The 25,837-nt window shown below is 61.5% G+C and carries 18 protein-coding genes; 6 read left to right on the top strand and 12 right to left on the bottom strand.

What is annotated here, in order from left to right; translation table 11 throughout:
* Positions 1-336 (top strand): hypothetical protein, encoded by a 336-nt coding sequence (locus ACMAUO_RS12175; RefSeq protein WP_420357124.1) that lies wholly within the window; start codon positions 1-3, stop codon positions 334-336.
* Here ACMAUO_RS12175 and ACMAUO_RS12170 read toward each other — a convergent pair.
* From ACMAUO_RS12170 to ACMAUO_RS12155, 4 genes are all read right to left on the bottom strand, one after another.
* Positions 309-3,014: a TonB-dependent receptor gene (locus ACMAUO_RS12170; protein WP_420357123.1), complete on the bottom strand. Its 2,706-nt coding sequence runs from the start codon at positions 3,012-3,014 to the stop codon at positions 309-311. The genes ACMAUO_RS12175 and ACMAUO_RS12170 overlap by 28 nt on opposite strands.
* A gap of 129 nt (positions 3,015-3,143) precedes the next feature.
* Positions 3,144-4,079, bottom strand: coding sequence for a FecR family protein (locus tag ACMAUO_RS12165; protein WP_420357122.1), 936 nt, complete (start codon positions 4,077-4,079; stop codon positions 3,144-3,146).
* Positions 4,076-4,546: an RNA polymerase sigma factor gene (locus ACMAUO_RS12160; protein ID WP_420357121.1), complete on the bottom strand. Its 471-nt coding sequence runs from the start codon at positions 4,544-4,546 to the stop codon at positions 4,076-4,078. Before ACMAUO_RS12160 ends, ACMAUO_RS12165 begins: the two co-directional genes overlap by 4 nt.
* Positions 4,547-4,689: 143 nt before the next feature.
* Complete coding sequence (locus ACMAUO_RS12155) at positions 4,690-5,283, bottom strand: cupin domain-containing protein (RefSeq protein ID WP_420357120.1); 594 nt, start codon at positions 5,281-5,283, stop codon at positions 4,690-4,692.
* Positions 5,284-5,483: 200 nt separating this feature from the next.
* Here ACMAUO_RS12155 and ACMAUO_RS12150 point away from each other — a divergent pair, with 200 nt between their 5' ends.
* Positions 5,484-7,481, top strand: coding sequence for an FAD-dependent oxidoreductase (locus ACMAUO_RS12150; RefSeq protein WP_420357119.1), 1,998 nt, complete (start codon positions 5,484-5,486; stop codon positions 7,479-7,481).
* Positions 7,482-7,537: 56 nt separating this feature from the next.
* Complete coding sequence (locus ACMAUO_RS12145) at positions 7,538-8,878, top strand: amino acid permease (RefSeq protein ID WP_420357118.1); 1,341 nt, start codon at positions 7,538-7,540, stop codon at positions 8,876-8,878.
* A 76-nt stretch (positions 8,879-8,954) separates the two neighbouring features.
* Here the strand turns inward: ACMAUO_RS12145 and ACMAUO_RS12140 are convergent, their stop codons facing one another.
* The 4 genes from ACMAUO_RS12140 to aroE all read right to left on the bottom strand — a co-directional run bounded on the left by ACMAUO_RS12140 (position 8,955) and on the right by aroE (position 13,535).
* Positions 8,955-11,150, bottom strand: coding sequence for a pyrroloquinoline quinone-dependent dehydrogenase (locus ACMAUO_RS12140; protein ID WP_420357117.1), 2,196 nt, complete (start codon positions 11,148-11,150; stop codon positions 8,955-8,957).
* Complete coding sequence (locus ACMAUO_RS12135; RefSeq protein WP_420357116.1) at positions 11,150-11,446, bottom strand: glycerol dehydrogenase; 297 nt, start codon at positions 11,444-11,446, stop codon at positions 11,150-11,152. Before ACMAUO_RS12135 ends, ACMAUO_RS12140 begins: the two co-directional genes overlap by 1 nt.
* Positions 11,447-11,815: 369 nt before the next feature.
* Positions 11,816-12,409, bottom strand: coding sequence for a DedA family protein (locus ACMAUO_RS12130; RefSeq protein ID WP_420357115.1), 594 nt, complete (start codon positions 12,407-12,409; stop codon positions 11,816-11,818).
* A gap of 268 nt (positions 12,410-12,677) precedes the next feature.
* Positions 12,678-13,535: a shikimate dehydrogenase gene (gene aroE / locus ACMAUO_RS12125; RefSeq protein ID WP_420357114.1), complete on the bottom strand. Its 858-nt coding sequence runs from the start codon at positions 13,533-13,535 to the stop codon at positions 12,678-12,680.
* A gap of 207 nt (positions 13,536-13,742) precedes the next feature.
* Here aroE and ACMAUO_RS12120 point away from each other — a divergent pair, with 207 nt between their 5' ends.
* Entirely contained in the window at positions 13,743-14,900 is a 1,158-nt protein-coding gene (locus ACMAUO_RS12120) for an SMP-30/gluconolactonase/LRE family protein (protein ID WP_420357113.1), read from the top strand.
* Positions 14,901-15,028: 128 nt separating this feature from the next.
* Here ACMAUO_RS12120 and ACMAUO_RS12115 read toward each other — a convergent pair whose 3' ends face one another.
* Both ACMAUO_RS12115 and ACMAUO_RS12110 read right to left on the bottom strand, forming a co-directional pair.
* On the bottom strand, positions 15,029-15,589 hold the full coding sequence (locus tag ACMAUO_RS12115) for a phosphate-starvation-inducible PsiE family protein (RefSeq protein WP_420357112.1): 561 nt from the start codon (positions 15,587-15,589) through the stop codon (positions 15,029-15,031).
* A gap of 363 nt (positions 15,590-15,952) precedes the next feature.
* Positions 15,953-16,240: a hypothetical protein gene (locus tag ACMAUO_RS12110; RefSeq protein WP_420357111.1), complete on the bottom strand. Its 288-nt coding sequence runs from the start codon at positions 16,238-16,240 to the stop codon at positions 15,953-15,955.
* A gap of 149 nt (positions 16,241-16,389) precedes the next feature.
* Here ACMAUO_RS12110 and ACMAUO_RS12105 point away from each other — a divergent pair, with 149 nt between their 5' ends.
* Together ACMAUO_RS12105 and ACMAUO_RS12100 are read left to right on the top strand one after the other, a co-directional pair.
* Positions 16,390-18,930, top strand: coding sequence for an ABC transporter permease (locus ACMAUO_RS12105; protein ID WP_420357110.1), 2,541 nt, complete (start codon positions 16,390-16,392; stop codon positions 18,928-18,930).
* Positions 18,931-19,084: 154 nt separating this feature from the next.
* On the top strand, positions 19,085-19,384 hold the full coding sequence (locus tag ACMAUO_RS12100; RefSeq protein WP_420357109.1) for a hypothetical protein: 300 nt from the start codon (positions 19,085-19,087) through the stop codon (positions 19,382-19,384).
* Between the two features lie 222 nt (positions 19,385-19,606).
* Here the strand turns inward: ACMAUO_RS12100 and ACMAUO_RS12095 are convergent, their stop codons facing one another.
* Both ACMAUO_RS12095 and ACMAUO_RS12090 read right to left on the bottom strand, forming a co-directional pair.
* Positions 19,607-21,490, bottom strand: a complete 1,884-nt coding sequence (locus ACMAUO_RS12095) for a hypothetical protein (protein WP_420357108.1) — start codon at positions 21,488-21,490, stop codon at positions 19,607-19,609.
* Between the two features lie 24 nt (positions 21,491-21,514).
* Positions 21,515-25,483 carry a tetratricopeptide repeat protein gene (locus ACMAUO_RS12090; RefSeq protein ID WP_420357107.1) on the bottom strand — a complete coding sequence of 1,323 codons (3,969 nt, stop codon included), beginning with the start codon at positions 25,481-25,483 and terminating at the stop codon, positions 21,515-21,517.
* Positions 25,484-25,837: the final 354 nt, after the last annotated feature.

The raw sequence follows: 25,837 nt of genomic DNA, 5'->3' as shown, positions 1-25,837 counted from the left end.
ATGCCCATGATCCCGATCCTGTGCGAACTGGCCGGGGCGCTGCTGGTGGCGGCCGGCAATGAACGGGGCAGCCGCGCACTGCTGCGCCGCCCTGTCCTCCCTGCCCCGCGTCGCCTGGCACGGATCGCCGGCTTCGGCCTGCTGGGCACGGCCTTGTGGGTGCTGATCCGCGATGACGGCAACCTGCTGTTCGCCCTGACCGCCTGGGCCCTGTCCTGCGGATGGGCCTTCGTCGCCGCCGCCCTGGCCTGCACGATACGGGACAGGAACTCCGCCCGGGCGCCCGTATCCGAGCGGGTCCGGACCCGTCAGAACGCCACCGACACCGTGCCGTAGAAAGTCCGGGGCGTCATGGGATAGGCCGTATAGCTGGTCGAATCACCCGGCGAGAGGCTGGACCAGGTGCGGGCATCGGTCAGGTTGTAGATATTGAACTGAAGCGTCAGCGCGCTGACGCGCGGGATGTCGTGGAATGTGTATTTCGTATTGAACCCCATGGTGAACCGGGCGGGCGCGTAGAGCTGGTTGGTATAGGTCCCGTGCCGGATGTCCATCCACTCGCCGTTCAGCTCGGCCTGGAACCCGCCATACCCGTAGCGCAGCACGAACTTGTCCGACCATTGGGGAATTCCCGCGACATTATCCCCCCTGATCCGGTACAGGGTCGTACCACTCGTGAAATCCTTGTCGTAGACGCTGCGGATATACGAAACCGCGTCATAGAGCGAGACATGCTCGCCAAGACGCACGCTCCACGCCGCATCCACCCCGTCGGTGGTGACGCTGCCCAGATTGGCAACCGTGCTGCCCACCCCCGAGATCCCGGCATCCGGCGGGGTGATCCTGCCGATCCGGTTTGCGAAATCGACGTGATAATACGCGATCTGCCCAGAAATCGCCCGCAGGATGCCGGCATCGAGCGGCCGTGCCGTACGGATACCCACTTCGTAAGTCCACGAGGTCTCCGGATGACCGTTCTTACGGAACGCCTCGAAATCCTGCTGGGAACTCACGCCCCACGGCGAGGCACCGCCATATCCGTCCTCGGCATAGGAATTCATGTTCTTCTGGATATTGAAGAACATTTCTTCATATCGGGTAAAATCCCACACCGCGCCGACCGCCGGCAGGAACGGCCTGAACGAGGACAGCGTGCCGCCGGCCACGGTATTCGTCCGCGCATTCAGCGTCACGGCCCCCTCGGTCGCGGAAGACTGCGCCTGCGGCAGCGAGGCAACCGGCAGCGTGCCGTTCGTATTCACATGCTCCAGCTTCATGCCGGCCATGAGCCGCAGATGCGGCAGGACGTGATACGTGTCCTGCATGTGATAGACGAACGTGTCGGTATGGAAGACGTTGACGAACTGCGTAATCAGCGGATTCTTCGGCATGTCATAAGGCGAAAGCGTATCGGTCGCACTGAGCGGATACCAGAAGCGCCCCTGCGCATTGTCGTTGCGCTCGTACCAGATGCCCGCCTCGACATCATGCCGGCCCGCCCGGTAATGGACGGTGCTGGTGATGCCACCGCGATTGTCGTTGTACTCGGTCGTACGTACGGCAAAACCGGTACCACCGGTCCTGTTCCAGACCACCGGGTCGATGCCGTTATTCGCGTAGGTAAACTGGCCATTCCTGATATATTGCGAAGCCGTCGGGTCCAGATAGGCCCCCAGGATGGTCAGGATGGCCGCACTGCGGATAGACGTGGCGACAAGGCCCGCACCCCGGTCGTGATGGTAGTAGAGGGTATTGTCCCACCTGACCTGATCCGAAAATTGATGTGAAATATTCAGATAGGTCAGATAGTCCGTACGCTGCGCGGCCGAGAAGTAATATTGGTTGTTCGGCGCCGAAGGGCTGGCCTGCGTTGACGACCGGGCGGGATAATTGGCCATCGCGGCGCCGAGATCGGGATAGAACGCCCCGCGCGTATAGGCTTTGGCCGGATTGTCCAGCCAGTCGTTCGTGTTGATGCTGAGGCCCTGCGTATTCGGCTCCACCTTGTCCTGCCAGTCGAAATAGGCCGCCACCCTGGTCTTCTCGCCCTCATGGACGAATTTTCCGTTGACCTGGTATCCGCCCTGCCGGTTGGCCGGCCCCAGGTTCCACGGCCGCGCATCCTGCCGCGCGAAGGCGAAATAGGCGGCGTTGCCATCGCCAAAGCGGCCGGTATCCACCCGCGCGAAGGTGCGGAAGGTGGCAAAACTGCCGAATGTCTGCTTGAGGATCGCCCCGGCCCGCATGGCGGGGGCGGATGTCTTAAAGGCGATGGTCCCGCCCAGATTGCTGGTAGACGCGGTGCCGAGCGCGCCCGTGCCGGACGACAGCGACACGCTGGCGATATCCTCGCTGATCGCCGCGCGCTGGGATGACAGGCCATTATAATTGCCATAGGCCCCGGCACCCAGGGGCACGCCATCGAGCGTATAGCCCAACTGGGTGGTGGAAAACCCATGGACGTACATGCTCGCATTCTGCTCGTTGTTTCCCCACGGATCGACATCGGTGAAGATCACGCCGGGCAGGATGCTCAGGGCCTGCATGGGGTTCTGTCCCGGCATCAGGTCCTGGATCTGTTCGCCGCCGACACTCATCACCGACCGCGTCATCCGCTGCCCGGTCGCCACGATATCTTCCCGCACCACCCTGGCACGGCGCGCGGGCACCGACGCCGCGCGCGCGGCATCGCCCCTGCCGATCATCAGGCCGCCGGCCGGCGTCGCGCGCAGGGTCAGGCCGCTACCGGCCAGCAGCCGGCGTGCCGCGTCCTTTAGCGTGTAATCCCCTTTCACGGCGGGCGCCTGACGCTGGCCGACCACATCGGGCGCGAACAGGACATTCTGCCCGGCGGCGCGGCCGAGTTCCATCAATGCCCGGGCCAGGGGCTGACGTGCCATCTCCACATGAACGGTGCCCGACGGCGCGGCAATCGCGTCGGGCCCGGCCGCCGGCAGGGCGGACACAGTGGCGAAAAGAAGAAGGAGGCGCGCGCGGATGACGCCGTCTGCCATGGTTCCGGTATGCCCCTCGTCGCCCGGCCACCAGCGCGGCCCCGCAGCACAGACAGCCCTGATGCCGAAAACTTTCAATACCGCGAAAGGATCTTCATAAAATCTTCACGGAACCCCACGCCGGGCCGCTCATACCGGAATCAGCCGGTAGCCGGATGGATCGACAACGACGCCCAGCGGCAGCAGGCGTGACAGGATTTCGAGAAAATCCCGTTCCTTCCCGAAATTATAGACGCCGCTCAACCGCATGCCGGCCAGACGCGGCGTGGAGAGGACGATCTTGCGCGTCGTATAGCGGTTGATTTCGGCCACGATGTCGGCAAGCCGTCCGTCGCGGAACACCAGGTTACCCCGCCGCCAGGCCAGAAGCTCGTCCAGATCCGGCCGATCATGCTCCAGCCGTCCGCCTGCAAGAATCCGCAGGCGCTCGCCCTGCCCCAGCCACATCGCCCGTCCATGCTGTGGCGCCTGCACCATGACCCTGCCGCTGACGGCGGTCACGCCGGTCAATGCCGCCTCTTCACGCATATCGACTTCGGCGCGGGAAAAGAACCGCAACACCAGCGGCCCGGCGCGGAAGGCGAACGGGTAGGCGGCCCGCCAGTCCATGAAAACCTGCCCCCCGTCCAGAATCCCCTGTCGCCTTTCGGGAAACAGCGTGACGCGGCTGTCGGTATCCAGCCGGCACACCGCCCCGCCATCGAGCGCGAAATCGCGCGTCTCGCCCACCCGCGTCCGCAGGATGCGCCGCGCGTTCGCTGCGGGCGCCAGGGGCACGACCAGTCCCGCCACGCCGCACACGGCGACCGCCATCGCGTAGCGCCGCGACAGGGCGGGCATGGGCAGGCGCCGCGCCACCACCGCCGGCGGAACGGGCAAGCTGATGCCGCCCCCCATCTCCCATAGATCGGTCAGAATTTCGAACGCCCGCGCATGGGCTGCATCGGCATGAAGCCAGTGCAGGAAACGCGCGCGATCCTCATCGGTGCAATCATCCGCATGGAGACGGGCAATCCAGAGCGCAGCATCGTCCCGAATGCGCCCGGCTTCAGAGCCGTCTTTCAATGCTCCATCCATGATTGCAGAAAAACCAAGGCCTTGGCCATTTCCTTCTCGACCGTGCTTTCGGAAATGCCCAGCGCGGCCGCAATCCGCCTGTAAGGCATCTTCTCCACGCGATTCAACACGAAAACCTGCCGCATCCGCCCGGGCAGCCGCGCGCACCCTTCCTGGAAGCGGGCCATGCGCTCCCGCGCCTCGACGATCTGGTCCTGCAACGGCGCGACGTCGCCGGCCTGGCTGTCCAGGACGGTCCAGTCCACCGATTCCGCCGGTGCCCCCTGCTCCCGCCGGCGCTCGTTATGCGCCAGGTTGACGGCGCTGCGCACGATATACGCCTCGGGATGCTGGATGCTGCCTTCGGGCCGCTCGATATAATTCAGCAGGGCGGCCTGGAGATGATCGTCCGCATCGTCGCGTCGTGTGGCCGCCCGCACCCGCCGGGAGAGGCTCTGCCATGTTTCCTGACACAAGGACCAGTATTCCGCCATCGGAGCCGCGATTCTCACCCTGGAAAATTCGCGCATAAGTAATCACGGGGCGGGGCTCGCAATGTGAAGTTTTGATGAAACGCCGCCAGCGCGCAACCGGTGGCGTCTCCCGGCAGCGCTTGTCGTCAGCCCGCTCCCCCGGCCGGCATGGCGCAATTGACCCACAGCACCCGGCTTTCGCCATCATGCGCGTTCATGAAACGATGCGGCCGGGGGCTGGCAAAGCGAAAACTGTCGCCGGCTTCCAACAGCATGTCCCGATCTTCCACGATCAGCCTGATCCGGCCTTCCAGCACCAGCCCGGCCTCGATTCCCTCATGGGTGTACAATTCCTCGCCCGTCGTGCTGTCCGGTGCCAGCGTCACCATGAACATCTTCAGCGGCGCCTCGTCCTGCGGCGTCAGCAGCCGCTTCGCGATGCCGTTCTTCAGCGCCACCGGGGGCCGGCGCGTCCGCCGCACCATGATCGGATCCGGCACCGTCCCGGAAACGCCCATGGACCGATCGCCGGACGGGTCGAGGAAATCGCTCGCCGAAGCGTGCAGGGTCTCCGCGATCCGGATCAGGTCGCGTACCGAGGGCGAGGACAGGCCGCGTTCGATCTGGCTCAGATGCCCGACCGAAATACCGGCCTGATCCGCGATCCGTTGCAGGGGCAGGCCCAGCGCCTTCCGCCGCTGGCGCAGATGCCGCCCCAGGGCCCCATCCGGATTGTCCATGCGTCGATGCGTCGCCTTCGCTTGCGGGATGATCAGCCTGCCCGATATAGCCGGATTTTTCACGAGCGTGAAAATTTTCTTGCCCGCTCATCATATCGTTCCTACAATGACAGGGACAATCCAGCCATCATTCGCGTCCTGATCCCATCCGGCGCACCGCATGGAGGGGCCTGCGGAATCACGTCCGGAGTCGCGCGCCCATGTCCGACCACCCCGCCTCCCGGCCCGCGATCACACGCCGCGATTTCATCAACGGCCTGGCGGCCACGCCCCTCCTGGCCGGTGCCCCCTTCGGCATGGGCGCGGCCCTTGCCGCCCCGGACCCGAGCACCGTACCGCCACCCCGTCGAACCGGCCTGCGCGGCAGCCATCCCGGCGCGTTCGAAGCCGCCCACGCCCTGCGCGACGGCACGCTGAAACCGACGGCAGGCCATGATGACGGCGAGATTTACGATCTCGTCGTGGTCGGCGGCGGCCTCAGCGGACTGGCCGCCGCCCATTTCTTCCACCGCTATGCAGGCGCCGGCAAATCGGTGCTGATCATCGAAAATCACGACGATTTCGGCGGCCATGCCAAGCGTAACGAATTCGTCGTGGACGGCCACCTGCTGGCCCTCAACGGCGGCACGCTCGAAATCGAATCCCCGACCCGCTACGGCGAATGGGCCCGCCGCGTGCTCGACGACATCGGCGTCGATCTCACGGCCTATCTGCGCGAGAACCGGCGCGAGGCCGGCCTGTACGAGCGGCTGGGCATGGATCGCGCCTTTTTCTTCGACCGTGGCGCCTGGGCGTCGGAAGCCCTGGTCCCCAGGCGCATCCCCTCCGGCGCGTCCTGGTACGGCTTCGGCCCCGATTTCGTGGCCAACGCCCCGCTGGCGGCAAAAGCCCGCGCCGATCTGACCCGGCTCCTGGCACCGCAACAGCCCGACTATCTCCCCGGCTTCAGCCCCACGGAGAAGAAGAAGCGCCTGGCCGCCATGCCGTACGACCGCTACCTGCGCGACTGCGCGAAGGTCGATCCCTCCGTCGTCCAAGTCTTCGCCAAGGCCGGGGCCGGCGTCTTCTGCGTCGGGGCCGATGCCATGCCCGCCCTGTTCGCCTGGGCCATGGGCTATCCCGGCTTCTCCGGCCTGGGACTGGGCGACCTGCCGCGGGGCCTGCTCTCCGACCTGCCGGGCGGCCAGCACGGGCGGCAGGCCGAAAGCGGATCGTCGGTGCATTTCCCCGACGGCAACGCCACCCTGGCCCGCCTGCTGGTCGCCGGCCTGGTGCCCGCCGCCACCCGCGCGCGCAGCCAGGACGACATGGGCACGGCGGCTTTCGATTATGCGAAGCTGGATATCGCGGGCACACCCACCCGCATCCGCCTGTCCACCATGGCCCTCAACGTCGCCCATGACGGCCCGCCCGACCAGGCCGAAACCGTCTCCATCCTCTGCGCCCCGGCCGGCAATCCGCATCCCGACGCCATCACCCGCGTGCGCGCCCGGCAGGTCGTGCTCGCCTGCTGGAACATGGTCATCCCCTATCTGGTCCCGACCCTGCCCGCGCCGCAGCGCGAGGCGCTGTCCTATGGGGTGAAGGGGCCGATCGTCTACGCCAATGTCGCCATCCGCAACTGGCGCGCGTTCCACAAGCTCGGCGCCGCCGACATCGACTGCCCGACCCAGTATTTCGAGCAGGTGCAGCTTGCCGAGGCCGCGTCGCTCGGCGGCCTCAAGGCGTCCTCCGACCCCGCGATGCCCAATGTGGTGCGGCTGATCAAGACCTACGGCGTGCCCGGCCTGCCCACCAAGCGCGACCAGCACCGCGCCGGCCGCGCCATGCTGCTCGCCACGTCCTTCGAGACCTTCGAGACCGAAATCCGCGCGCAACTCCAGCGCATCCTCGGCCCCGGCGGCTTCGATGCCGGGCGCGACATCGCCGCCATCACCGTCAATCGCTGGCCGCACGGCTACGCCTATACCTACAACAGCCTCTACGACCCGCCCGAATGGGTCTTCACCGAAAGCGCGAACCGCCCCTGCGTCATCGGCCGCCAGCCCTTCGGCCGCATCGCCATCGCCAACGCGGATTCCGCCGCCAGCCCGCATACCGATGCCGCCTTCGCCTCCGCCCACCGCGCGGTCGTGGAACTGCTGGACCGGCAGGCCTTTCCCTTCGTCGCCCCCTCCCCCGGCCCGGCCACCTTCTAAGCCGGACGCCCCCATACCCGGGCCGGGCGGCGCCCGGACAACGGAAAGGAAAGCCCATGGCGCCCGGCAGCACCGAACCCACCCAGGCCGCATCGCTGCGCATCCGCCATATCACCATGATCTCGCTCGGCGGCGTCATGGGGGCGGGCTTCTTCATCGGCTCGTCGGGCGCCATCGCCATGGCCGGCCCGGCGGTGCTGCTGTCCTACGCCGTCGCCGGCATCCTGATCTTCTTCGTCAACCTGATCCTGTGTGACCTGCTGGGCCGCTCCCCCCATCGCGGCTCCTTCGTCAGCCAGGTCGGCCATATCCTCGGCCCGCGCTACGGCTTCGTCATGGGCTGGACCTATCTGCTGGTCTGGATCACCACGCTGGCGGCGGAAATCATGGCCGCCGCCTCTCTGCTCGCCCCGCTGGTGCCACTGCCCTACGGGCTGCTGGAACTGCTGGTGCTGGGCAGCATGACCGCGCTCAACCTCGCCTCGGTGCGCGGCTATGGCGAGACCGAATACTGCCTCTCCTTCACCAAGGTCGCCGCCGTGGTGCTCTTCATCCTCATCGGCGGCGTCACGCTGGCCATGGGCCACCACGTCCCCCGCGCCGCATTCGCGGCCGGCGGCCTGTTTCCGCATGGCGGCGTGGCCATTCTCAGCGCCGTGCCCATCGTCGTCTTCTCCATGGCAGGCACCGAAATCGGCACCATCGCCGCCCTGGATTCCGACCGGCCGGAAAAGAACATCGCCCGCATCGCCCGCACCATCGCCATCCGCCTGCTGGGCTTCTACCTGACTTCCATCGCCGTCATCCTGTGCCTCCTGCCCTGGCGCGCCATCACCCCCGGCCATTCGCCCTTTCTTCAGGTGCTGGACGCACTGCACATCCCCTTCGCCAACAGCATCATGACCATGGTCATCCTGGCGGCCGTCCTCTCGACGCTGAATTCCGGCCTCTACGCCTCCTCCCGAATCCTGCGCGACGTCGCCCTGGCCGGAAACGCCCCCGCCGCCCTCCGCGCCACGCACGCCGAAAGCGCCATTCCCCATCGCGCCATTCTCTGCGTGGCCGCCGCCAGCGCCGCCGTCGCGGCCTCGGCCATCCTGTCGCCAACGGTAGTCTTCGCGTTCCTGATCAGCGTCGTGGGCGTCTTCATCATCGCAGGCAACATGATGATCGTCCTCGCCCGGCTCCGTCTCGTGCGCGACGGGCGCCATTCCGCACTCTTCACCCTCGCGGGGCTCACCGCCGTGCTCGCCGCGATGGCGGTCGATCCGCAGGCCCGGCACGAACTCGCCCTCGGCGTCATCGGGATCGGCGGTATCTTCGTTCTGGAACGTATCGTGGCGACCCTGCGCCGGCGGGCTCTGCCCGCACCCGCAAGGGGCCAGTCGGCCCCTTGACCCCAATTCGTCAAAAACAAATGGTTTCCAAAGGCACCGCCTTTGGCGGGGTGCGGGGCAGAGCCCCGCTCTTGCGTCACCTGTTCTCAGGCAGCGCGTAAACCACCAGCGCATCGCTCACCGGCGTCATCATGAAATGATGCCCGCCCGCCATGATGGCGACATACTGCCTGCCCTTGTGCTCATACGTCATCGGCGTCGCCTGCCCGCCGCCCGGCAGCACGTCGTTCCATAGTTCCTTGCCGGTCCTGGCATCGAACGCATGCAGCATGTTGTCGGTCGTCGCGGCCACGAACACCACGCCGCCGGCCGTAATCACCGGCCCGCCATTGTTGGGCGTCCCGATCGTCAGCGGCAGATAGGTCGGTATCCCCCACGGACCATTCGCCCGCGCACTGCCCAGCGGATGCTGCCACAGCACCTTGCGAGTATGCATATCGATCGCCGTGATCATGCCGTAGGGCGGCTTGTTGCACATCATGTGCGTGTACTGGTTCCAGAACGGCGACACCACGATGCCATAGGGCGTATCGGCCATGGCGCCATTGCCTTCCGCCCCGCCGCCACCGGGCTTGAAGTTCGGATCGTCGATCGGCATCAGGCCCAGTTGATCGGCCTTCTTGCGGGTAACGAGCTGATCGTACATCGGCGTCACGTTCCAGTTGGCGATCAGCACGCCCGTCCTGGGATCGTACGCCATGCTGCCCCAGTCGCTGCCGCCGTTATAACCGGGATACTCGATCCACGGCCTGTCCACGCTGGGCGCCGTGAACTCACCCTCATATTTGGCCCGACGGAATTTCAGCCGGCAGAAAAGCTGGTCGATGGGCGACATGCCCCACATATCGCTTTCCTTGAAGTCCGGCAGTCCCAGGCGCGGCATGCCGACCGACCAGGGCTGCGTGGGCGAACGCGGATCGCCCACCACATCGGTCGCGGTCGGCGCCGGACGTTCCTCGACCGGCAGCAGCGGCTTGCCGTCGCGGCGATCGAGCACGAAGGTCTGGCCGCGCTTCGTCGGCACCACCAGGGCCGGCACCGGGCCGTCCTGGCCGGGGAAGTCGATCATGGTGGGCTGCGACCCCATGTCGTAATCCCACACGTCCTTGTGCACGGTCTGGAACACCCAGCGCGGCGAACCGGTCTTCACATCCAGCGCCACGATCGCCGACGACACCTTGTTTTCCTCCGGCGAGCGCATGGCGGAATAATAATCGGCCGCCGAATTGCCGGTCGGCACATAGACAAGCCCGAGTTCGTTGTCCCCCGTCATGGTCGCCCACGAATTCGGCGTGCCCCGGCTGTAATGCTGGCCTTCGGCGGGCTCGCCATGCGCGTCCGGACGGTTGACGTCCCACGCCCACAGAAACTTGCCCGTCTCGGCGTCATAGCTGCGGATCACGCCCGAGGGCGCCCAGCGGCGCTGCCCATCCAGCACCTCATGATTCACCACGATCGCACCGTTCACGATCGGTGGCGGCGCCGTCATGGACACGAAGCCGGGCACCGACTCCCCCATGCCCTTCATCAGGTTGACCTGGCCGTGATAGCCGAAGCCTTCGCACAATTTGCCCGTATCGGCATCGACCTCGATCAGCCGCATATCCAGCGTGCCTTCAAGGATCCGGTTATGGCAGGGCTCTCCCTCCGGCACGGTCGAGGAGGTATAATACACCACCCCCTTGCACGCCGCCGTGTAGGGAATGCTGGCATATTTCACCCCGGCCTCGTGCCGCCAGACTTCCTTGCCGGTCGCCGGGTCCAGCTTCACGATGTCATTCATGGCCGAGCACATATACAGCCCGTCACCCACCTTGATCGGCGTGGTCTCGGCCGCCCATTTGTTCACCTGCCCCGGCGCCGGCTTGCTGCCGGTGTGGTAGACGAACGCGCGCGCAAGCTGCCCCACATTCGCGGGCGTGATCTGCTCCAGCGGCGAAAAGCGCGTGCCATCGGTATCCCGCCCATAGGCCGGCCAGTCCTCACGCGCCGGATGGCTGCTGATCTGCTCGACGGCCGGCGTCACCTCACCCGGCTCGGCGGGCGGCCCATCGGGAATATTCGCGGCATTCACCCCCGGCGCCTGCGGCGCGAAAGGCGACGGGCCGGCGAATTTGTCACTGGGCTTCTTCCCCGGCGCGTCCGCATCCCCCGGTCCGGGCGGCGCGGGCTGATAAGCGCTCTGGGCCCGCGCCGGCGCAATGCCCGTCCCGGCGGAAAGAAGCACAAGGCCGCACAACGCCGTAGCGGCGGAAAGATCTGTCCTGGACATCACGCAATCCCCTTCTGCACCAAGGATGTTCTCTGCACGCGACGCAGAACGGGAATGGTCAACACCACGAGCACGGCAATCAGCGTCGGCCCCAGCAGGCGCGGCAGCAGCCCCCAGCCATCGAACCCGACTTCCCACAACGCCCACGGCCAGGTCAGCAGCCACGCCAGCAGATACAGCAGCGCCCCCGAAACCGACCCCATCAGCATGAGAATGCCACCGGCAATAATCGCAGCGCCCGCCAGCACATAGTAAAGCGAGCCCCCGAGCAGGGCCAGTTCAGCCCCCATGATCAACAGGGGAAGCCCAAGAAGAACGAGCAGTACCGCAACCGCGCACGTCGCCCATTCGGCGGCCCTTCGAGGCCTGTATAAACCTGCCATTCGACAATGCTCCAAACAAAACACAATCCAAACGTTTCGGGAGCTACCGGGTTCATTGAAAAAAAGACCCGAACAGAACATGGCAGTTCAAAATAAAGTGCGACCACTATCGGGGAATATGCGCCAAAGCCGCCTTCGTTCTTTTTTGAAAAAAAGAACCAAAAAACTTTGATTCGTTCAGGAGTTTTGTGCCTGGAACGCGTAATGGCCCTGAACGGATAAAAGTCTTTTTGCTTCTTTTTCTTCAGAAAAAGAAGACAGACTTCTTACCCGTTTGACCGCTCACGTTCCCGGATAAGCGGAAAGTTCTGCCGCTTCCTTCATCGCCTGCTGCGTCAGCCTCTTTTCATTTTTCCTGAGAAAGAGGCCCGAACCGACCAGGCCGATGAGCGTCACGATGCCGATGGCAATGCCCGTCGGCCCGGAAACCTGCGAAATCTTGCGCCCGAGCATATAGGTGCCCAGCGCATAGCCGCCCGCCCAGCATGTGCCCCCCAGCGTATTGAAGAGCATGAAGCGGCGCCAGCGCATGTTACATGCCCCGGCCAGCAGCGCCACGAACACCCGCAGAAGCGAGACGAAGCGGCCGATAAAGACGATGGCGCTGCCATGGCGGCTGAACAGATAGCGCCCGAGGATCAGCCGTTCGCGGGTCAGGCCGATGCGGGCGCCATGTTTCTCGAGCAGCGGCATGCCGAAATGCCGCCCGATCATATAGCCGAAATTATCACCGATGATGGCCCCGGCGATGGCAGCCAGCGCCACCCCCTGGATGGCCAGGTGATGCGTCTTGAGGCAATAGAGCGACGCCGTGATGATGCAGGTTTCGGCCGGAATGGGAACGCCCATGCTCTCCAGCAGCACGGCCAGGGTCACGATGCCGTAACCATAATGATGCAGCAGGCTGTCCAGGTGCTGAAGCAGGGGAGGCTTTCCTTGTGCTGATCGACCACCCTGTGTGATGGCGGCAAAACCCCCTCGGAGGGAAGAGGGAATAGCGCATGACAGCCCTTCCCCATCAGTCGACAGAGGCTAACACGACAAAAAACGGCGGCGGCCATGGCAACCGGCCCACGGTCGAAAACGGACAGGCCGCCTGAAAATGCGCGCAAGGCGGCGCCGACGGGCGCCGCCATCCGTCACATCACGCGGCGGCGCCGAAAATATCCTGAAGCGCACGTTTCATGACGCTGGCATCGACCGTTTTTCCCAGCCACAATTCAATGCCGATCACCCCCTGATTGACGAGCATCCCCAGGCCATCGAGCGCCGTGCAGCCCCGCGCCTGCGCCTCGCGCAGAAGGCGCGTTCGGGGCGGATTGGGAACCACGTCAGCGACGACCTGCCCCGCCTTCAGGCTGTCCAGAGCGATCGCCGGCATCGCGTCCCTGTCGCCCATCCCGACAGGGGTGGCATTGATGACGATATCGATGCCGTCGGGAACCGTCGCCGCGCCGTCCCACGCCACGGCCGACGCATCGCTTCCGGTATTGTCGCGCACCAGCCCCGCGATGACCTCGGCCTGCGCGGGGTCGCGATTGACGATCGTGATATGCGCGGTGCCGGCCAGCCCCAGCTCCACGGCAATCGCACGGGCGGCGCCCCCCGCCCCCAGCAGCAGCACCCTCTTGCCGCGCGGGTCGGTCACCTCCTTCAGCGAGGCCAGGAAACCCTTCCCGTCCGTATTGTCGCCGGTCAGCCGGCCATCGCGGATCGTCACGCAATTGACCGCGCCGATAATCTTCGCGGCCTCCGACAGCGCATCCAGATGCCGGATCACCGCGACCTTGTGCGGCAGCGAGCAATTGAAGCCCACCCATTCCATCGCCTTCGCCCCTCGCACGGCATCGGCCAGATTATCGGGCGTCACATCGCAATTGATATAGCGGGCGTCGATGGCATGATGCCGATAGGCTGCCTCGATCATGGCAACCGTCGGGTTGTCGGCGCATGGCGTGGAGAAAGATCCTGTGAGGATACTCAGGAAGTTCTTGTCACTCATTCGGCGCTCCGAAAACAGAGGGTGCGGTCTGGACAGCTATGCATAACCGATGTCTGGATGTCCAAGACTGAGACATGACACAAAGTTTAAAGGCAAGATCAGGCGCCATTCCGTGCGATCGATTGTGCTTCGGTCACGTTTTACGAAATCCAGATCCGTACTGTCTCGCAAAAGGATCTGGAATGATGCGGATAAAGGAAAAATGCGATGCACACCGGAGGTAGGATGCGGCAGAATGGCAAGGCAAAAGGCGCGGCATTCACACTTTGCGCGGTCCTCGCGCTGGCACCATGGGGCGCCCGCGCGGCAGACAGCGTGGATCACGGCACCGCCCCTTCGGGCAACGTGACCATCGCGGCGCGCTTTGCGGACATGCAGCCCTCCGGCATCGTCGTCCTGCCCGATGGCAGCGTGATCCTCGGCTTTCCCCGCAGCGCGCAGGACCATCCGGGCCCCAGGCTCGCGCGCCTGACACCCCACGCGGACAGCCACCCCGAACTGACGCCCTACCCCGATGCCGCCACCCAGGCCCGGCTGGTCTCGCCGCTGGGCATGACGCTGGACACACGCGGGCGCATCTGGATCGTCGACGAGGGCACCGTGGCCGGCACATCCGGCCCCGCGAAACCGACCCTCGTCATGATCGACCCCGCACGGGGCGGCGCGGGGGTCAGGATCCTGCCGCTGCACGCCCCCGCGATCCGCCCCGACAGCCACGTCAACGACGTGCGCATCGACCTCACGCATGGCCGCGCGGGCCTCGCCTTCATCACCGATACCTCCCTGGCCGACCATCCGGCGATCATCGTCGTCGACCTGGCCGATGGAACGGCCCGGCGCATCCTCGATGCCGATGTCTCCACCCGCCCCACGCCCGGCTTCGCGATGGCGGTCGACGGCCAGATGCACCGCTTCGACCTGGCCCACCCCACCATGGGCCAGGGCGGCGCCGACGGAATCGCGATCAGCCCCGACAGCAGCATGCTCTACTGGCAGCCCCTGTCCGGCCGCCGGCTCTACAGCGCCCCCACCGCCATCCTCGGCGATCCCCACGCCACCCCGGCGGCGCTGGCAAGCGCGGTGCGGGATGAAGGCGAGACCGGGGTAGTGGACGGCATGGCCACCGCGCCGGACGGCAGCCTCTACCTGACGGATCTGGAACGCCACGCCATCGTGCATCGTGCGACCGACGGCACGCTGTCGATGGTCGCGCACGATCCGCGCCTGATCGCACCGGACGGACTGGCCCTGCAAGGCGACACGCTATGGCTGACGATCGGCCAATGGTCCCGCCTGCCGGTCTTCCACAATGGTCAGGACCGGCAGGGACGCCCATGGCTCCTCGCCCGCATCCGTCTTCCCTGAAAACCTGACCTGAAATGCGGGCTGGCGGCGATCCGGCGCGCTTTTCCTGTGCTTCGCGGCGGCCGGCCATCAGGGCCGCTCTCGCTCGCCAGCCCACATTTCAGGTCAGGCTCTGAAGACGCCGCACCTCACCCGTGCGGTTTCGCGGGCAGGTCCTGCGGTATCTTCTCACCGCCGGACAGCATCGCCGCACGGGCCGCCACGCGCGTATCCTGCTCGCGGATCAGCCAGTAGACGACGCCCAGCGTCAGCACGGCGGCCGAGAACGCCATCATCTCGACCGGATGCACCTCGTTGAGATCGAGGATGATGAACTTGCGCGACACGGCCAGCAACGCAATCAGCACGATCGTGCGGACGCGCACGACATCCTTGTTATGGGTCAGGCTGATCCGCAGCGAGCTTTTGAATTCCAGGGCGATGATAACGGTGAAAATGCTGCCGAACACGCTCTGAAAGGTCGGCGCGTTGGCCGGATTGATCTGACCGACCCACACCAGCCTCCAGACGTCCTTCGTCAGGCTCCAGGTTGCAATGGCCGTAATGACCATGATCAATGCCGTCAGGATCAGCATGATCAGCAGTTCGAAGCCTTCGTAGAGATTCATTTCCCGAAAGATGCGCCCCAGACGCAACGCTTCCCGAGAAAACGGATCATGCGGCTCCCGCCCGCCCGTCGGTCCATCCATTCCAATGCTCCCCTCACCTGTCACATCGACAATCCAGCGGAAAAGACACCGGGCCCGCCACAAACCCCATACAGGCCATCGGATACGCCGGAAGCGATAGAAGGACACCTCTGACACGAAGCATACGATCTTCCCGGAACCGGGAAGAAACGACGGCACAAAAGCAGATTCCCACGTATTTTGGACAAAAATCACCGCCGCTTCAAGCGTCTGAAAATGCACGGGCAGAAATCGCGCACGCCACGATCCACGCCCCCTTCTCCAGGAGACTGAGCCCATATGTTATTTCAAATAATTAGATAAGATTTTGTATAAGAGTCCCCAACAGAATCCCGTCCGACCGAACGAATGCCAGCAACCCCGTCAGAATCCGCTTTCCGGCATGGCGATAGGCAGAACATAGGCGAGATGCTCTATTTTCAATCTCGAACAGGGCATCCCAGTCATCCGACCGCGCGCAGGCCGCCCCTCGGATTTCGTAAGAGCCTGTGAAAACAGGGTCAAAGCCGCCATCCATTTAGTTTTTTCTTGACAGATCATCTGGCGGTGTCCGATCGCGGACACCATGTCCGATTCCGAACCGGTCTCTATCAGAGGTTGAAAAAACATCCGTTTTTCAACTGGATAAAACCCATTGTTTTGCTGATACATTGTTTTTCAAGAGGAGAAACGGTACATGGATCGACCAACGTCCAGCAGTTTGTCGGCAGTTGACACGCCCCGTGTCCTTTCGGGGGCAGGGCTGGATCAGGCTGTGCCACTGTCACGCTGCGCGCTCCTTCTCCACCGGGCTCCGCGCTATGGGCGGCCTCGTCGCGTGGATATGCTCGACAGTCGGATCGTCGTGTCTGTGCGAAATGCGATCTGACGCATTCCCGCGCGGGAAAGGGTCGAACATGCTCTCGATAGTCTCGGATTTCTGGCGGCTCGCCACCCGCTACAAGCTTTATGCCACGTTGAACGTGGCAGGGCTCGCTCTGGGTATCGCCACCTTTCTCACGCTCGCGCTGGTCGCGCGTTACGAGCTGAGCTGGGATCGCTTCTATGCGCACGCCGGCTCCATTTACGAATTGCAGAGTGACGCCCGGATCGGCAGCAGCACCTTTCACATGGTCCATCAGCCCGCGCCCCTGCTACCGGGCATCCAGACCCGTTTGCCCAGCCTGAAAGCGACCCGCTCCGAAGATGGCACGGCAGATATCGAAAATCCGTCCGGTCCCGACAGGACCGTGCGTAATGACGTCGGCGTCAATTTCGTCGACCGGAATTTCTTCGATCTTTTCGACCTGAAATTCGCCTCCGGCTCCGCGGCCGCACTGTCGTCACCCGACAATATCATCCTTTCCACCGACATGGCGCGAAAGCTCTTCGGCAACGCGCCGGCGATGGGAAAGACGCTCAACGTAACGCGGAACAGGAAGACGCATGTCTATCGCCTCGCCGGAATCCTGGCGCCCCATCCTGCGAACACGACAATCAGCGCGGACCTTGTCGCCCCGATCCCGAACGAAGTGGCCGAGCGCCCGTGCGAGGGCTGGAACACGCTCTGCGCGCACACCTACGCCATTCTTCCTACCCTGACCGATCGGACGACGTTCATGCGCATGGCGCATGATATGTTCGACAATTCCCCGATAGCCAAACAGATGAGCCAGAATGGCACAGGCGGGGACAAAATGGATTTTCACCTTGTCCCGCTGACGGATATTCATTTCGGATCAGATGGCGTCGCCAATGATGGCGCGTCACGCGATGTGGTGCTGGCGCTCGCGGTGATCGGCTTTCTTTCACTCACCGCAGGGGCCCTGAACTACGTCAATCTCGCGACGGCACAGTCTCTCGGCCGGGCACGGGAAGTGGCAATCCGGAAGGTTCTTGGCGCATCACGCATGCGGCTCATGATGAGGTTTCTCGGCGAGGCGTTTGTGCTGACGCTGCTTGCCGCCGCACTCGGCCTGGCACTGCTTGAAATGGCGGTCCCGACCGTCGCCAGCCTGTCAGGCTGGCCGGTGACACTCGATTATGCCTGGACGCTCCCCTTGCTGCTCGGTGTGGTGTTGGTCCTCACACTGGCTGCGGGCTTCTATCCGGCGTTTCTGCTGTCGTCTTTCCTGCCCGCGCCGGTCCTGGCCTCGGCGCGACTGCCCGCGCAAGGGCGATTCGGCGCGCGGATACGGCTCTTTCTGGTGGGTTTCCAGTTCGCCTTCGCCGTCACGCTCGGGATATGCACGCTCGTCGTCAACGCGCAGGCGCTGCATCTGCGGCATCTGGATCGAGGCATGACAATCCCCGGTCTCGTTGTCATCTCGACGACGAAACTGAATGGACTCGACGCCCACCAGGCGGCGGTTGTCGACGCCATCCGTGCCATGCCCGACATCCATAGCCTGACGGTGTCGTCAGGCGGGAGTCTCGGAGGATTTACGGTCGGGGGCGTACGGCGCGCGTTCGGGCAGAAAGCGTTCATGGCGCAGACCGTGCCCCATGACGCGACATTCTTTCAAACCTACGGAACACGTCTTCTCGCGGGACGCATGGCAACGCCGGACCGTGCGACGGATGTGACGACCACGAAAAATGGCGAGCCCGATATTCTGGCCCAGAATTTTGTCATCAGCCGCGACGCGGCGCGCAAGTTAGGCTTTTCCGACCCGCAGGCGGCGATCGGCCAGACTTTTCTTTTCGGCGAGAGCGGCCGTGCCGACAAGCGCACCATCGTCGGCGTGGTTGAAGACGTCATTCTCAATTCCGGCCAGAACACGCTACCGCCCGTCATTTACGAACTGGAGGCGGGTCCGATCACGGATGCCATCATCAGCTTCCGCGCCACGCCGAACGCGGTGCCCCGCGTGCTGTCATCCCTGCGCGCTGCCTGGCCGACGCTGGCTCCGGACGTGCCGTTCGAACCGCAGGCGATGACCGAGATCATTGCCGGCACCACCCGTAACGACACAGCGCGCGGCAAGCTCTTCACACTCGGCGCGGGTGTTGCCATTGCCATTGCCTGCCTCGGCCTCTACGGGCTCGCCGCGTTCAGTGCCGAACGCCGGATGCACGAGGTCGGCATTCGCAAGACGCTGGGAGCGACAACAGGGCAGATCATGCACCTCATGCTGGCCCAGTTTCTGCGTCCCGTCCTCTACGCCAGCCTGATCGCCTGGCCGCTGGCATGGATGTTCATGCGTAACTGGCTTGCGGGTTTCGACAACCGCATCACTTTGACGCCCCTGTATTTCGTTCTCATCACGCTGCTGGCCGCGCTGCTCTGCGCGCTCACGGTCTTCAGCCGCACGATCGGCCTCGCGCGCGCCGAACCGGCTCGCGCCCTGAGAGTGGAATAAACGCCATGAGCATCGCCATGATCTTCACGGCTTTCCCGCGCCAGATGCGCAGGCACCGGCTCCATACCGCGATCGACAACACCGGTCTGGCGCTCAGGCACCGTCGCTGGTCGAGAAGCTGGTGCCCGCGTAGAGGGCGCCGCAGGAGCCGGTGTTGTCGCCGGTGTTTCCAGCCCTGTCGCCGGCGATCAAGGCAGCTCGTATCGAGCTACCTCTGCCGGACGTCCACGGTCGTCTGGTCCAACCTGGCGACAATTCCATCGAGGCGGGCGCGATCGACGGCGCCACGCCGTTCGCCAGCAATCAGGAGCCGTCTCCGGCGCCGCAGCCTGTCTATCGCCGGCCCCAGATTCCAGTTCAGCGGGCGCAAACGCAGCAGTCTCCGAGCCATCCCCACGGGCGGACGGTCGAGGATTATCTGGAGAGTCTGGGTTTCCTTGCTCCGCCGGAGTGATTGCGCCTGATCAGTATCGCCTTTTTGCCGATTTCAGAACCCGATGCGCCTACGCATGTGAGATGTGCGGTAGCGGGAGTGGAGAATGCTTTCAGCGCTGGCTTGACCCATTGGGCAGTATTATCGGCAATGGGCGTGCCTTTTACCCATTGCCGATCGTCATACTTGCAGGTCGACAGCCCGATACGTCCCACGGCACTTATGGGGCAAGGCCAGACGCCATCATCTCTTCAGCAGGTCGATTTTCTGCTTTAGAGAGCGCTCCACCCAGCGGGCAGTATCACCAGTGAGAATCTCGATCCCCAAGGAACGGGCAACATGGCGAAGATTATGTTCGGGCTGGGACTCATCCTCGACTCCCAATGAGGTCTCTTTGCCAACTGAGGCAGAAACATCAGGCAGATATTTCAGATTATCGTCGAACTGTTTTTGCGCCCGCGCGAACAGATATTTCGCTCTCGTGTAATCCTCAACATTGTCAGTATCTCCTGAAAATTCGAGATATGCCAGGAGAAGGGCACAAAGTTCGATCAAAAGCTCCGCAAGGTGCTCAAGAATATGGAAAAGCAACTCAAACGAGCTTTCTCCTTCCCCATGAAAGAAGCCTATGGACCCGTTGATGGTCACTGATACAAGAAACAAGACACCAAAGCAGAACAATAACTTACTAATTCGTTTCAGATATCTTACCGCACCTTCCTCCGGCTTTGTTTTTCCGGAGTAATACATGAACTGATCATCGATCCAGCGTGTTTTTAAATCCCGAAACGCATCGACAGTCCGGTCCGTGGACACTTTTCCGAAACGAGTTCCCTTAAGAGCGTAACTGACACGCTGGAGAAGGTCTTCTTCATGATGCATATAGTGGAGGGACACGCCGTCTCGAACACCGATGGTATTCCAATGGTCCTGTATGCGGAGCCCTTCGGTCAGTGCTCTCTGTTCGATATAGTCTTCCGGAACGCCTTTCCATCCCCGGCGATACAGCAAATAGGCAAGCCCAAGCAACGCGAGCAGTTGTCCCCACAACGAAAGGGTGACCCACCACTCCGGATCGCCGGGCGCACGGCTGCCGATCAGCAACGCAACCGCCATAACGACAAAAACCAGTTTCAGCCGACCCCGCCTTTCACTGATCTTTTTCGTCACAATCTTGTCGACAATACAGCGCGTTCCCAACAAGGGCGTTCTGAGCGGATCTGGTGCGGTGGAATATTCCGACAAGGAGGCTGGCCAGCCCGGTTCATGCTGAAGGGCTTTCTGAACATTGCTGTTCCAAGAAACTATCTTGTTCAGGCTATCGAGAATCTGAGGCGTCTCGTGTTCTCCGAAAGTGCTGGATTTCGAGAATAGAACGGCCAGACTTTCTTCTTTTCGTATATCTTTTTCTTCTCTTGAGCTTCCTGCTGTCCACTCCACGTCATGAAGTTTACATCCATCGGCGACAGATCCTGCCGCGCTTTGCCGGTCGCAGAAGATCTTGCAGACGAGTCCGGTTTCCGGCGGATAAAGCGGATTGGTCGGGAGCAGCATATCGCGAATGCGCGGCGTCACATGCCCGGACTGGCTGGTGCCTTCGAGATCAAGATAGCCGGTCTCGCGAAAATTGACGATCTGCGCAGTGCCTCCCAGACCCACAGCCGGTTTCCCATCCCATAACGCAATTAGGATATGACTGCACTGGGCCATTTGAATCCCTGCTTCCGCGTATTGCAGGTCCCGGTGAAGTCCTTTCTGTGTCACATCCTGTTCTGAACCAGGAACGACGACACGAACCGTGGTGCAGGTCTCCGCCTGCTTGCAGAGTATATCGAACTCGCTCTTCGACTCCTCACTTATGAAATCGACCCTGTAGACTTCAGGTGCGAGCGGTAAAATGACATGCAATTGCCAGCCGCAATCGAGTGCCAGTTGCGCAAACAGTCGATCCGCCCCTTCAGCCAGAGCCGAGAGCGCGTAGAGCGGCGTATTTGGAAAGCGCGGCCGAATGGCTTGCAGTTGCTCGCGTAATATCTCCCGGACTTTATCAGTATCCCTGATGTCACGATGGCCCGTGATACCAACGGTAATTGGGAGGCCATAAACAAAATTTTTGTAATCAGACATAGCAGTCAAATTTCTTTCACATATTCAGTCAGCATAATACGCTGCGTTGATCGTTCTGATATGCTCGGCCTCGCGATAAAGTGGCTCCGCATCGATGTCGCGGCCCTCATCTCGATACAGGTTCGCCAAGCGGTCAAGGCTATCCGCGATATCGAGATCGTCTGCCGAGAGGGCTTCACGACTGATCGCCAACACCTCAAGATATAGTGGTTCCGCATCCGTATAACGGCCTTGAATTTGATACAGAGAAGCAAGATCGTTGAGACTTTTGCACAGGTTATAAAACTCTTCTTGATTTATTGGAATATCCGAATCTTTGGAATCGATAGCATTACGAACTCTATCCAGTACTTCGCGGCATAGTTTTTCTGCCTCGTCATTTTTTTTCAGTGTCCGATACAGGCCAGCAAGATTCCGCAAGCAATCGACGATACGTGGATCGCTGTCGGGGAAGGATTCGCGACTGATCTCCACCGCCCGTCTATAAAATGGTTCCGCACCCGTTTTTCTGTCCTCTGCCTGATAAAGCCCCGCAAGGCTGTTAAGGGTTGTGATGACTTCTTGAGCGCTGACTGGGAGAGCCTTGCTGAGGATGGCCAGCACTTCTTGATAGAATGGCTCCGCATCCATGCGGCGACCTTCCCAGCCACGATACAGTTTCGCAAGCCTCTCCAGAATCACGATAAATTTCGGATCATCGGTGGAGAGTGCCTTGCGCCGGATATCCAATATTTCCAGGAGCAGTGGCTCGGCTTTATCATAGAGATTCTGCGATAGATATACGTTCGCGATGTTATCCAGACTTTGAGCAATGTCCGGCTGATCTATGGGAGGAAACTTGCGACGGATATCGAGAGCCTCGCGATAATAACTCTCCGCCGCGGGGTAGCGGTTATGCTGGAGAGAAAGCTTTCCAAGACTATCCAGAATCGTTGCCATGCGAACATCATTAGCTGGAAACACCTCGCGAAAGATGGTCAAAACTCTGGAGAGGAAGGAATTAAGGTATCTTGGTAATATTAAGCCATAATTAACCGATGATTTTTCAGAAGAGAATTCTTTGTTCAAGGCGCTTAATGCTTCATTATAAAGAATTTCCGCTACACTGCGATAGAGACCATCTGCCAATGCGTCATGACCTTGCTTCTTGTACAAGCCCACGCTGTCCAATATCTTATCTAAAAGATCGCCAATACCCTTATAACGGCTCCCCCCTGCCTCACAGACCATAATGTGGAGCCTCTCACCGTAGAGACGCACTGCCTCCGGATAGTTGCCCTGTGCCTTGCAAACATCAGCAAGCTTTGTGATGGCCTCGGGAATGCCTCCATGACCATCTGAAAAAGACTCCCTAATAACACTTAATGCTTTTCGATAGAGACGCTCTGCTGCCGGATAACGACCTTGCCCGTTAAATACATCCGCGATATTTATCAGGCTCTGCGCTATCCTTTTATTGTCGAGCGGGAGAGCCTTGCGATGGATGTTCAGCACCTCTCGATAAAGCCGAACCGCCTTCGTGGAACATCCGCGCTTCTGAGACCGGCCAGCATAGACATTCAGAGCTTTGATGATACCCTGGCTATCGTCTGAAAGATACTTGCGACGGATATCCAGTGCGTCGCTCTCAAGCGCCGCCGCCTTATCATAAAGTTTCTGAAACCAATATATGTCCGCGAGATTGTCGATGGTTTTAACGAGACCTCTCTTATCGTCCGGTCGATACTTACGGAAAATATCCAGCGCCTCGTTATAAAGCGGTAATGCCTTCAGATAAGGCTCCTGATCCGGATAACTGCCCTGTTCTTTATACAGATCCGCAAGATATGTCATTGTCCACAGCAAATCAGTATGGTCGAAGGAACGAGCCTTGCGGAGCATGTCCAGCAACCCTTCAAGGAGCGGCCCTCTCTCGTCGAAAGATCGCTGCATGCGCCCCTGATCATCTTCATAAAGAAAAGCATTGCCCGGATTTTGGTATTCTTCGACGGAAACGATATTCTTTACGAGCCATTTCACTTGATATACTGCCTCGCAGACAGCAACAGAATCGCTACGATCCTTGAAATATAAGATTAATTTCCGTCGCTCTTCATCGAATTCCGTGTCTGCCTTTAGCTTACTCATATCAAATTGAGTTCTGCGTCGTCGCTTCTGAGACGCCTGGCGCAAAATGGCGTGCATCAACGTCATGCGTCCATCGTCATTCAGGCAGAAAGGGGAAAGACGCGCAAGCAACGGGGCGAGAGTATGGTCCGGCAAGCGGGGTTTGCCGCTTTCGGGTTCGAGAGGGTCGTTCGGAGAGGCCAGCAAGCTACCGAGATCGGAAGGACGCAAGCCACGCCAAGACGCTGTCATCAGACGAACAGCCTGGGTTGCAAGACCCGAGTGCTGGTCATCCGCGAAATCGCGATCCATCTCATTCAGGATATGGTAGAATAGAGCGTAAGCATCTGAGCAGACGAGAAGCTCGCGCGTCTTCTCCGTCAAGTTCTCATATCGCGCGTGAACCCGAAGTTCTTCCAGCACCAGCCTTAGAAAGAGTGGGTTCTCGCACTTTTTTTCCGATGCAAGGGTCGGCATCAGGTCTGTAGGAAGATCGGACGAGAAGTTTTTACTGTGGATTCTAAGAAATTTCCTGATCGCGTCCTCACGTTGCGTCTGGTCAAGAACGGGTAATGCGATGGGTTGGGCTTCGGGAACCGTCTTGTCCGGTGTCGTGGACATGATCAGCACAACGCCTTCAGGCAGCCGCAACGTGCCCAGGCGCCGGGAAACCTCGGCGGCGACGGCGGCGGCGATGTTCTCAGGAGTCGCTTTGGCGTTAGCAGCCTTCGCTCGGGCTTCTGCACCAGCGTCAGTGAACTGGTTGATGGCGTCCAGCAGCAGGACAAGGGGTTTTCCCAGCCATTTGGCGCTTTCGCCCAACAGGAACGGAAGGCTGTCCCAACGCTCTTCATCCTGGTCGAGCGTCGAGGAAATCGAGGGGCCACTTTTCCGGAGGAAGGCGATCAATCGGTCCCGCCAGGCTGTCAGTTCGGGCGAGCCGTCTGCTCCGACAAAATGAACGAATATCGTGGCATCGTCGTCGCCCGTAAAACGTCCCGCAAGGTGGGCCAGAAACGCGCTTTTACCGTAGCCGGACGGAGCCGTAACCTGGATCGGGCGGCTATCGGGCCGGATTCTGGCCATTCGGAACGCCGTAAGAACCTGATCTTCGACGTCCTGCAAGGGGACGTATGCTTGACACCGCGACAGGGCGTAGAGCGCGTGGGCACGCGTAATGCGTTCATCGTGGCTCGGCATAGCATCTGCGGGAAACCACCGGTCGAGTTCATCGTTCAGGAAATTCTTTACTGCCTCACCGAAGGCTTCGAGGCTCTTATAGTCATCCAATCCCATATAGGATGTGGCACGCAGGGCTTCCTTGAAACGGGTGAGGCGCCCGTCCGCCGGATCATAAAAGGCCGGATCACCCGGAGCGATTCCGGCCTTGCGAGCAATTTCGTCCGTAAATGTCCTTGCACGCAGAAAAATTCGCCCGCGTGTTTCATCTTCTTTAGGAGAAGGCTCCAGCAGTGCGACCCGCATTTCCAACTCAGTGACGCTGATCCTGTCCTCAAGTGCGGATTTGATCCGCAGAAGATAGGGAGAGGCCGCATGGTCCGTCCAGTAACGTCCCAATTCCTCTGACTTGGGAATCCAGCCATACCGTTCGCCCAGAAACCCTATGAAGAATGGCGGCGGCCTGATGTCCCGGCACCGATCGATTTCATTGAGGCAGACTTCCACAGTCCGACCGTTCTTGGCCTCGTCCTCCGTTATACCCCATCGCAGATCGATTTCGGTGAAGGTGACCAGCCGTTCCAGGCAGAGAGTGCGAAACACCGGAAAGACATGGGTCAGGAGGTAATCGCGTTCTTCTTCCATATCTCGAAACGTTGAAGACAGAAAAACCCGGATTTCGCGGGATGCGGGTATCGTCAACGTCATAATGTTCTCTCTTTCCAATGCATGCCGTGTTCAGGTCAGGAAACAGGGGGGGTGTCCTGTATCCTATTGTATCGAAGTGCCATTACGTCAGCCATCGCATTGCCTCGTATAAAATGTTCCTGAAGTGACGATTGTTGCCTTACCTGAAATGCTCCCTGGAATGATATTCGGGGCGCCGGGGATGAGGCGGGTCAGTATGGCAACACGTGATGAAATCATAGCGGCGCTGCAACGACGCTACGTGAGTTCAGAGGTGGACCCATCCGTTCGGACTTTTTTTGGGTTTGAATAAGCTATACCCGGTTGTCGTTATACGGCGCTGCTGTTGACCCTCTGGTCCGGGATTAGGATCTG

The organism is Gluconacetobacter brunescens (genome assembly GCF_048695475.1).
Lineage (GTDB): Bacteria > Pseudomonadota > Alphaproteobacteria > Acetobacterales > Acetobacteraceae > Gluconacetobacter.
Note: the sequence above shows the minus strand (reverse complement) of the source record. Positions and strands in the feature narration are given on the sequence as shown.

What these genes read in the sequence shown, in the direction of transcription:
- ACMAUO_RS12140 (WP_420357117.1), bottom strand. Translation starts at nt 11,150, where the DNA reads ATGTCCAGGACAGATCTTTCCGCCGCTACGGCGTTGTGCGGCCTTGTG.
- ACMAUO_RS12095 (WP_420357108.1), bottom strand. Translation starts at nt 21,490, where the DNA reads ATGTCTGATTACAAAAATTTTGTTTATGGCCTCCCAATTACCGTTGGT.
- ACMAUO_RS12170 (WP_420357123.1), bottom strand. Translation starts at nt 3,014, where the DNA reads ATGGCAGACGGCGTCATCCGCGCGCGCCTCCTTCTTCTTTTCGCCACT.
- ACMAUO_RS12090 (WP_420357107.1), bottom strand. Translation starts at nt 25,483, where the DNA reads ATGACGTTGACGATACCCGCATCCCGCGAAATCCGGGTTTTTCTGTCT.
- ACMAUO_RS12150 (WP_420357119.1), top strand. Translation starts at nt 5,484, where the DNA reads ATGTCCGACCACCCCGCCTCCCGGCCCGCGATCACACGCCGCGATTTC.
- ACMAUO_RS12155 (WP_420357120.1), bottom strand. Translation starts at nt 5,283, where the DNA reads ATGGACAATCCGGATGGGGCCCTGGGGCGGCATCTGCGCCAGCGGCGG.
- ACMAUO_RS12120 (WP_420357113.1), top strand. Translation starts at nt 13,743, where the DNA reads ATGCACACCGGAGGTAGGATGCGGCAGAATGGCAAGGCAAAAGGCGCG.
- aroE (WP_420357114.1), bottom strand. Translation starts at nt 13,535, where the DNA reads ATGAGTGACAAGAACTTCCTGAGTATCCTCACAGGATCTTTCTCCACG.
- ACMAUO_RS12115 (WP_420357112.1), bottom strand. Translation starts at nt 15,589, where the DNA reads ATGGATGGACCGACGGGCGGGCGGGAGCCGCATGATCCGTTTTCTCGG.
- ACMAUO_RS12145 (WP_420357118.1), top strand. Translation starts at nt 7,538, where the DNA reads ATGGCGCCCGGCAGCACCGAACCCACCCAGGCCGCATCGCTGCGCATC.
- ACMAUO_RS12105 (WP_420357110.1), top strand. Translation starts at nt 16,390, where the DNA reads ATGGGCGGCCTCGTCGCGTGGATATGCTCGACAGTCGGATCGTCGTGT.
- ACMAUO_RS12175 (WP_420357124.1), top strand. Translation starts at nt 1, where the DNA reads ATGCCCATGATCCCGATCCTGTGCGAACTGGCCGGGGCGCTGCTGGTG.
- ACMAUO_RS12110 (WP_420357111.1), bottom strand. Translation starts at nt 16,240, where the DNA reads ATGTATCAGCAAAACAATGGGTTTTATCCAGTTGAAAAACGGATGTTT.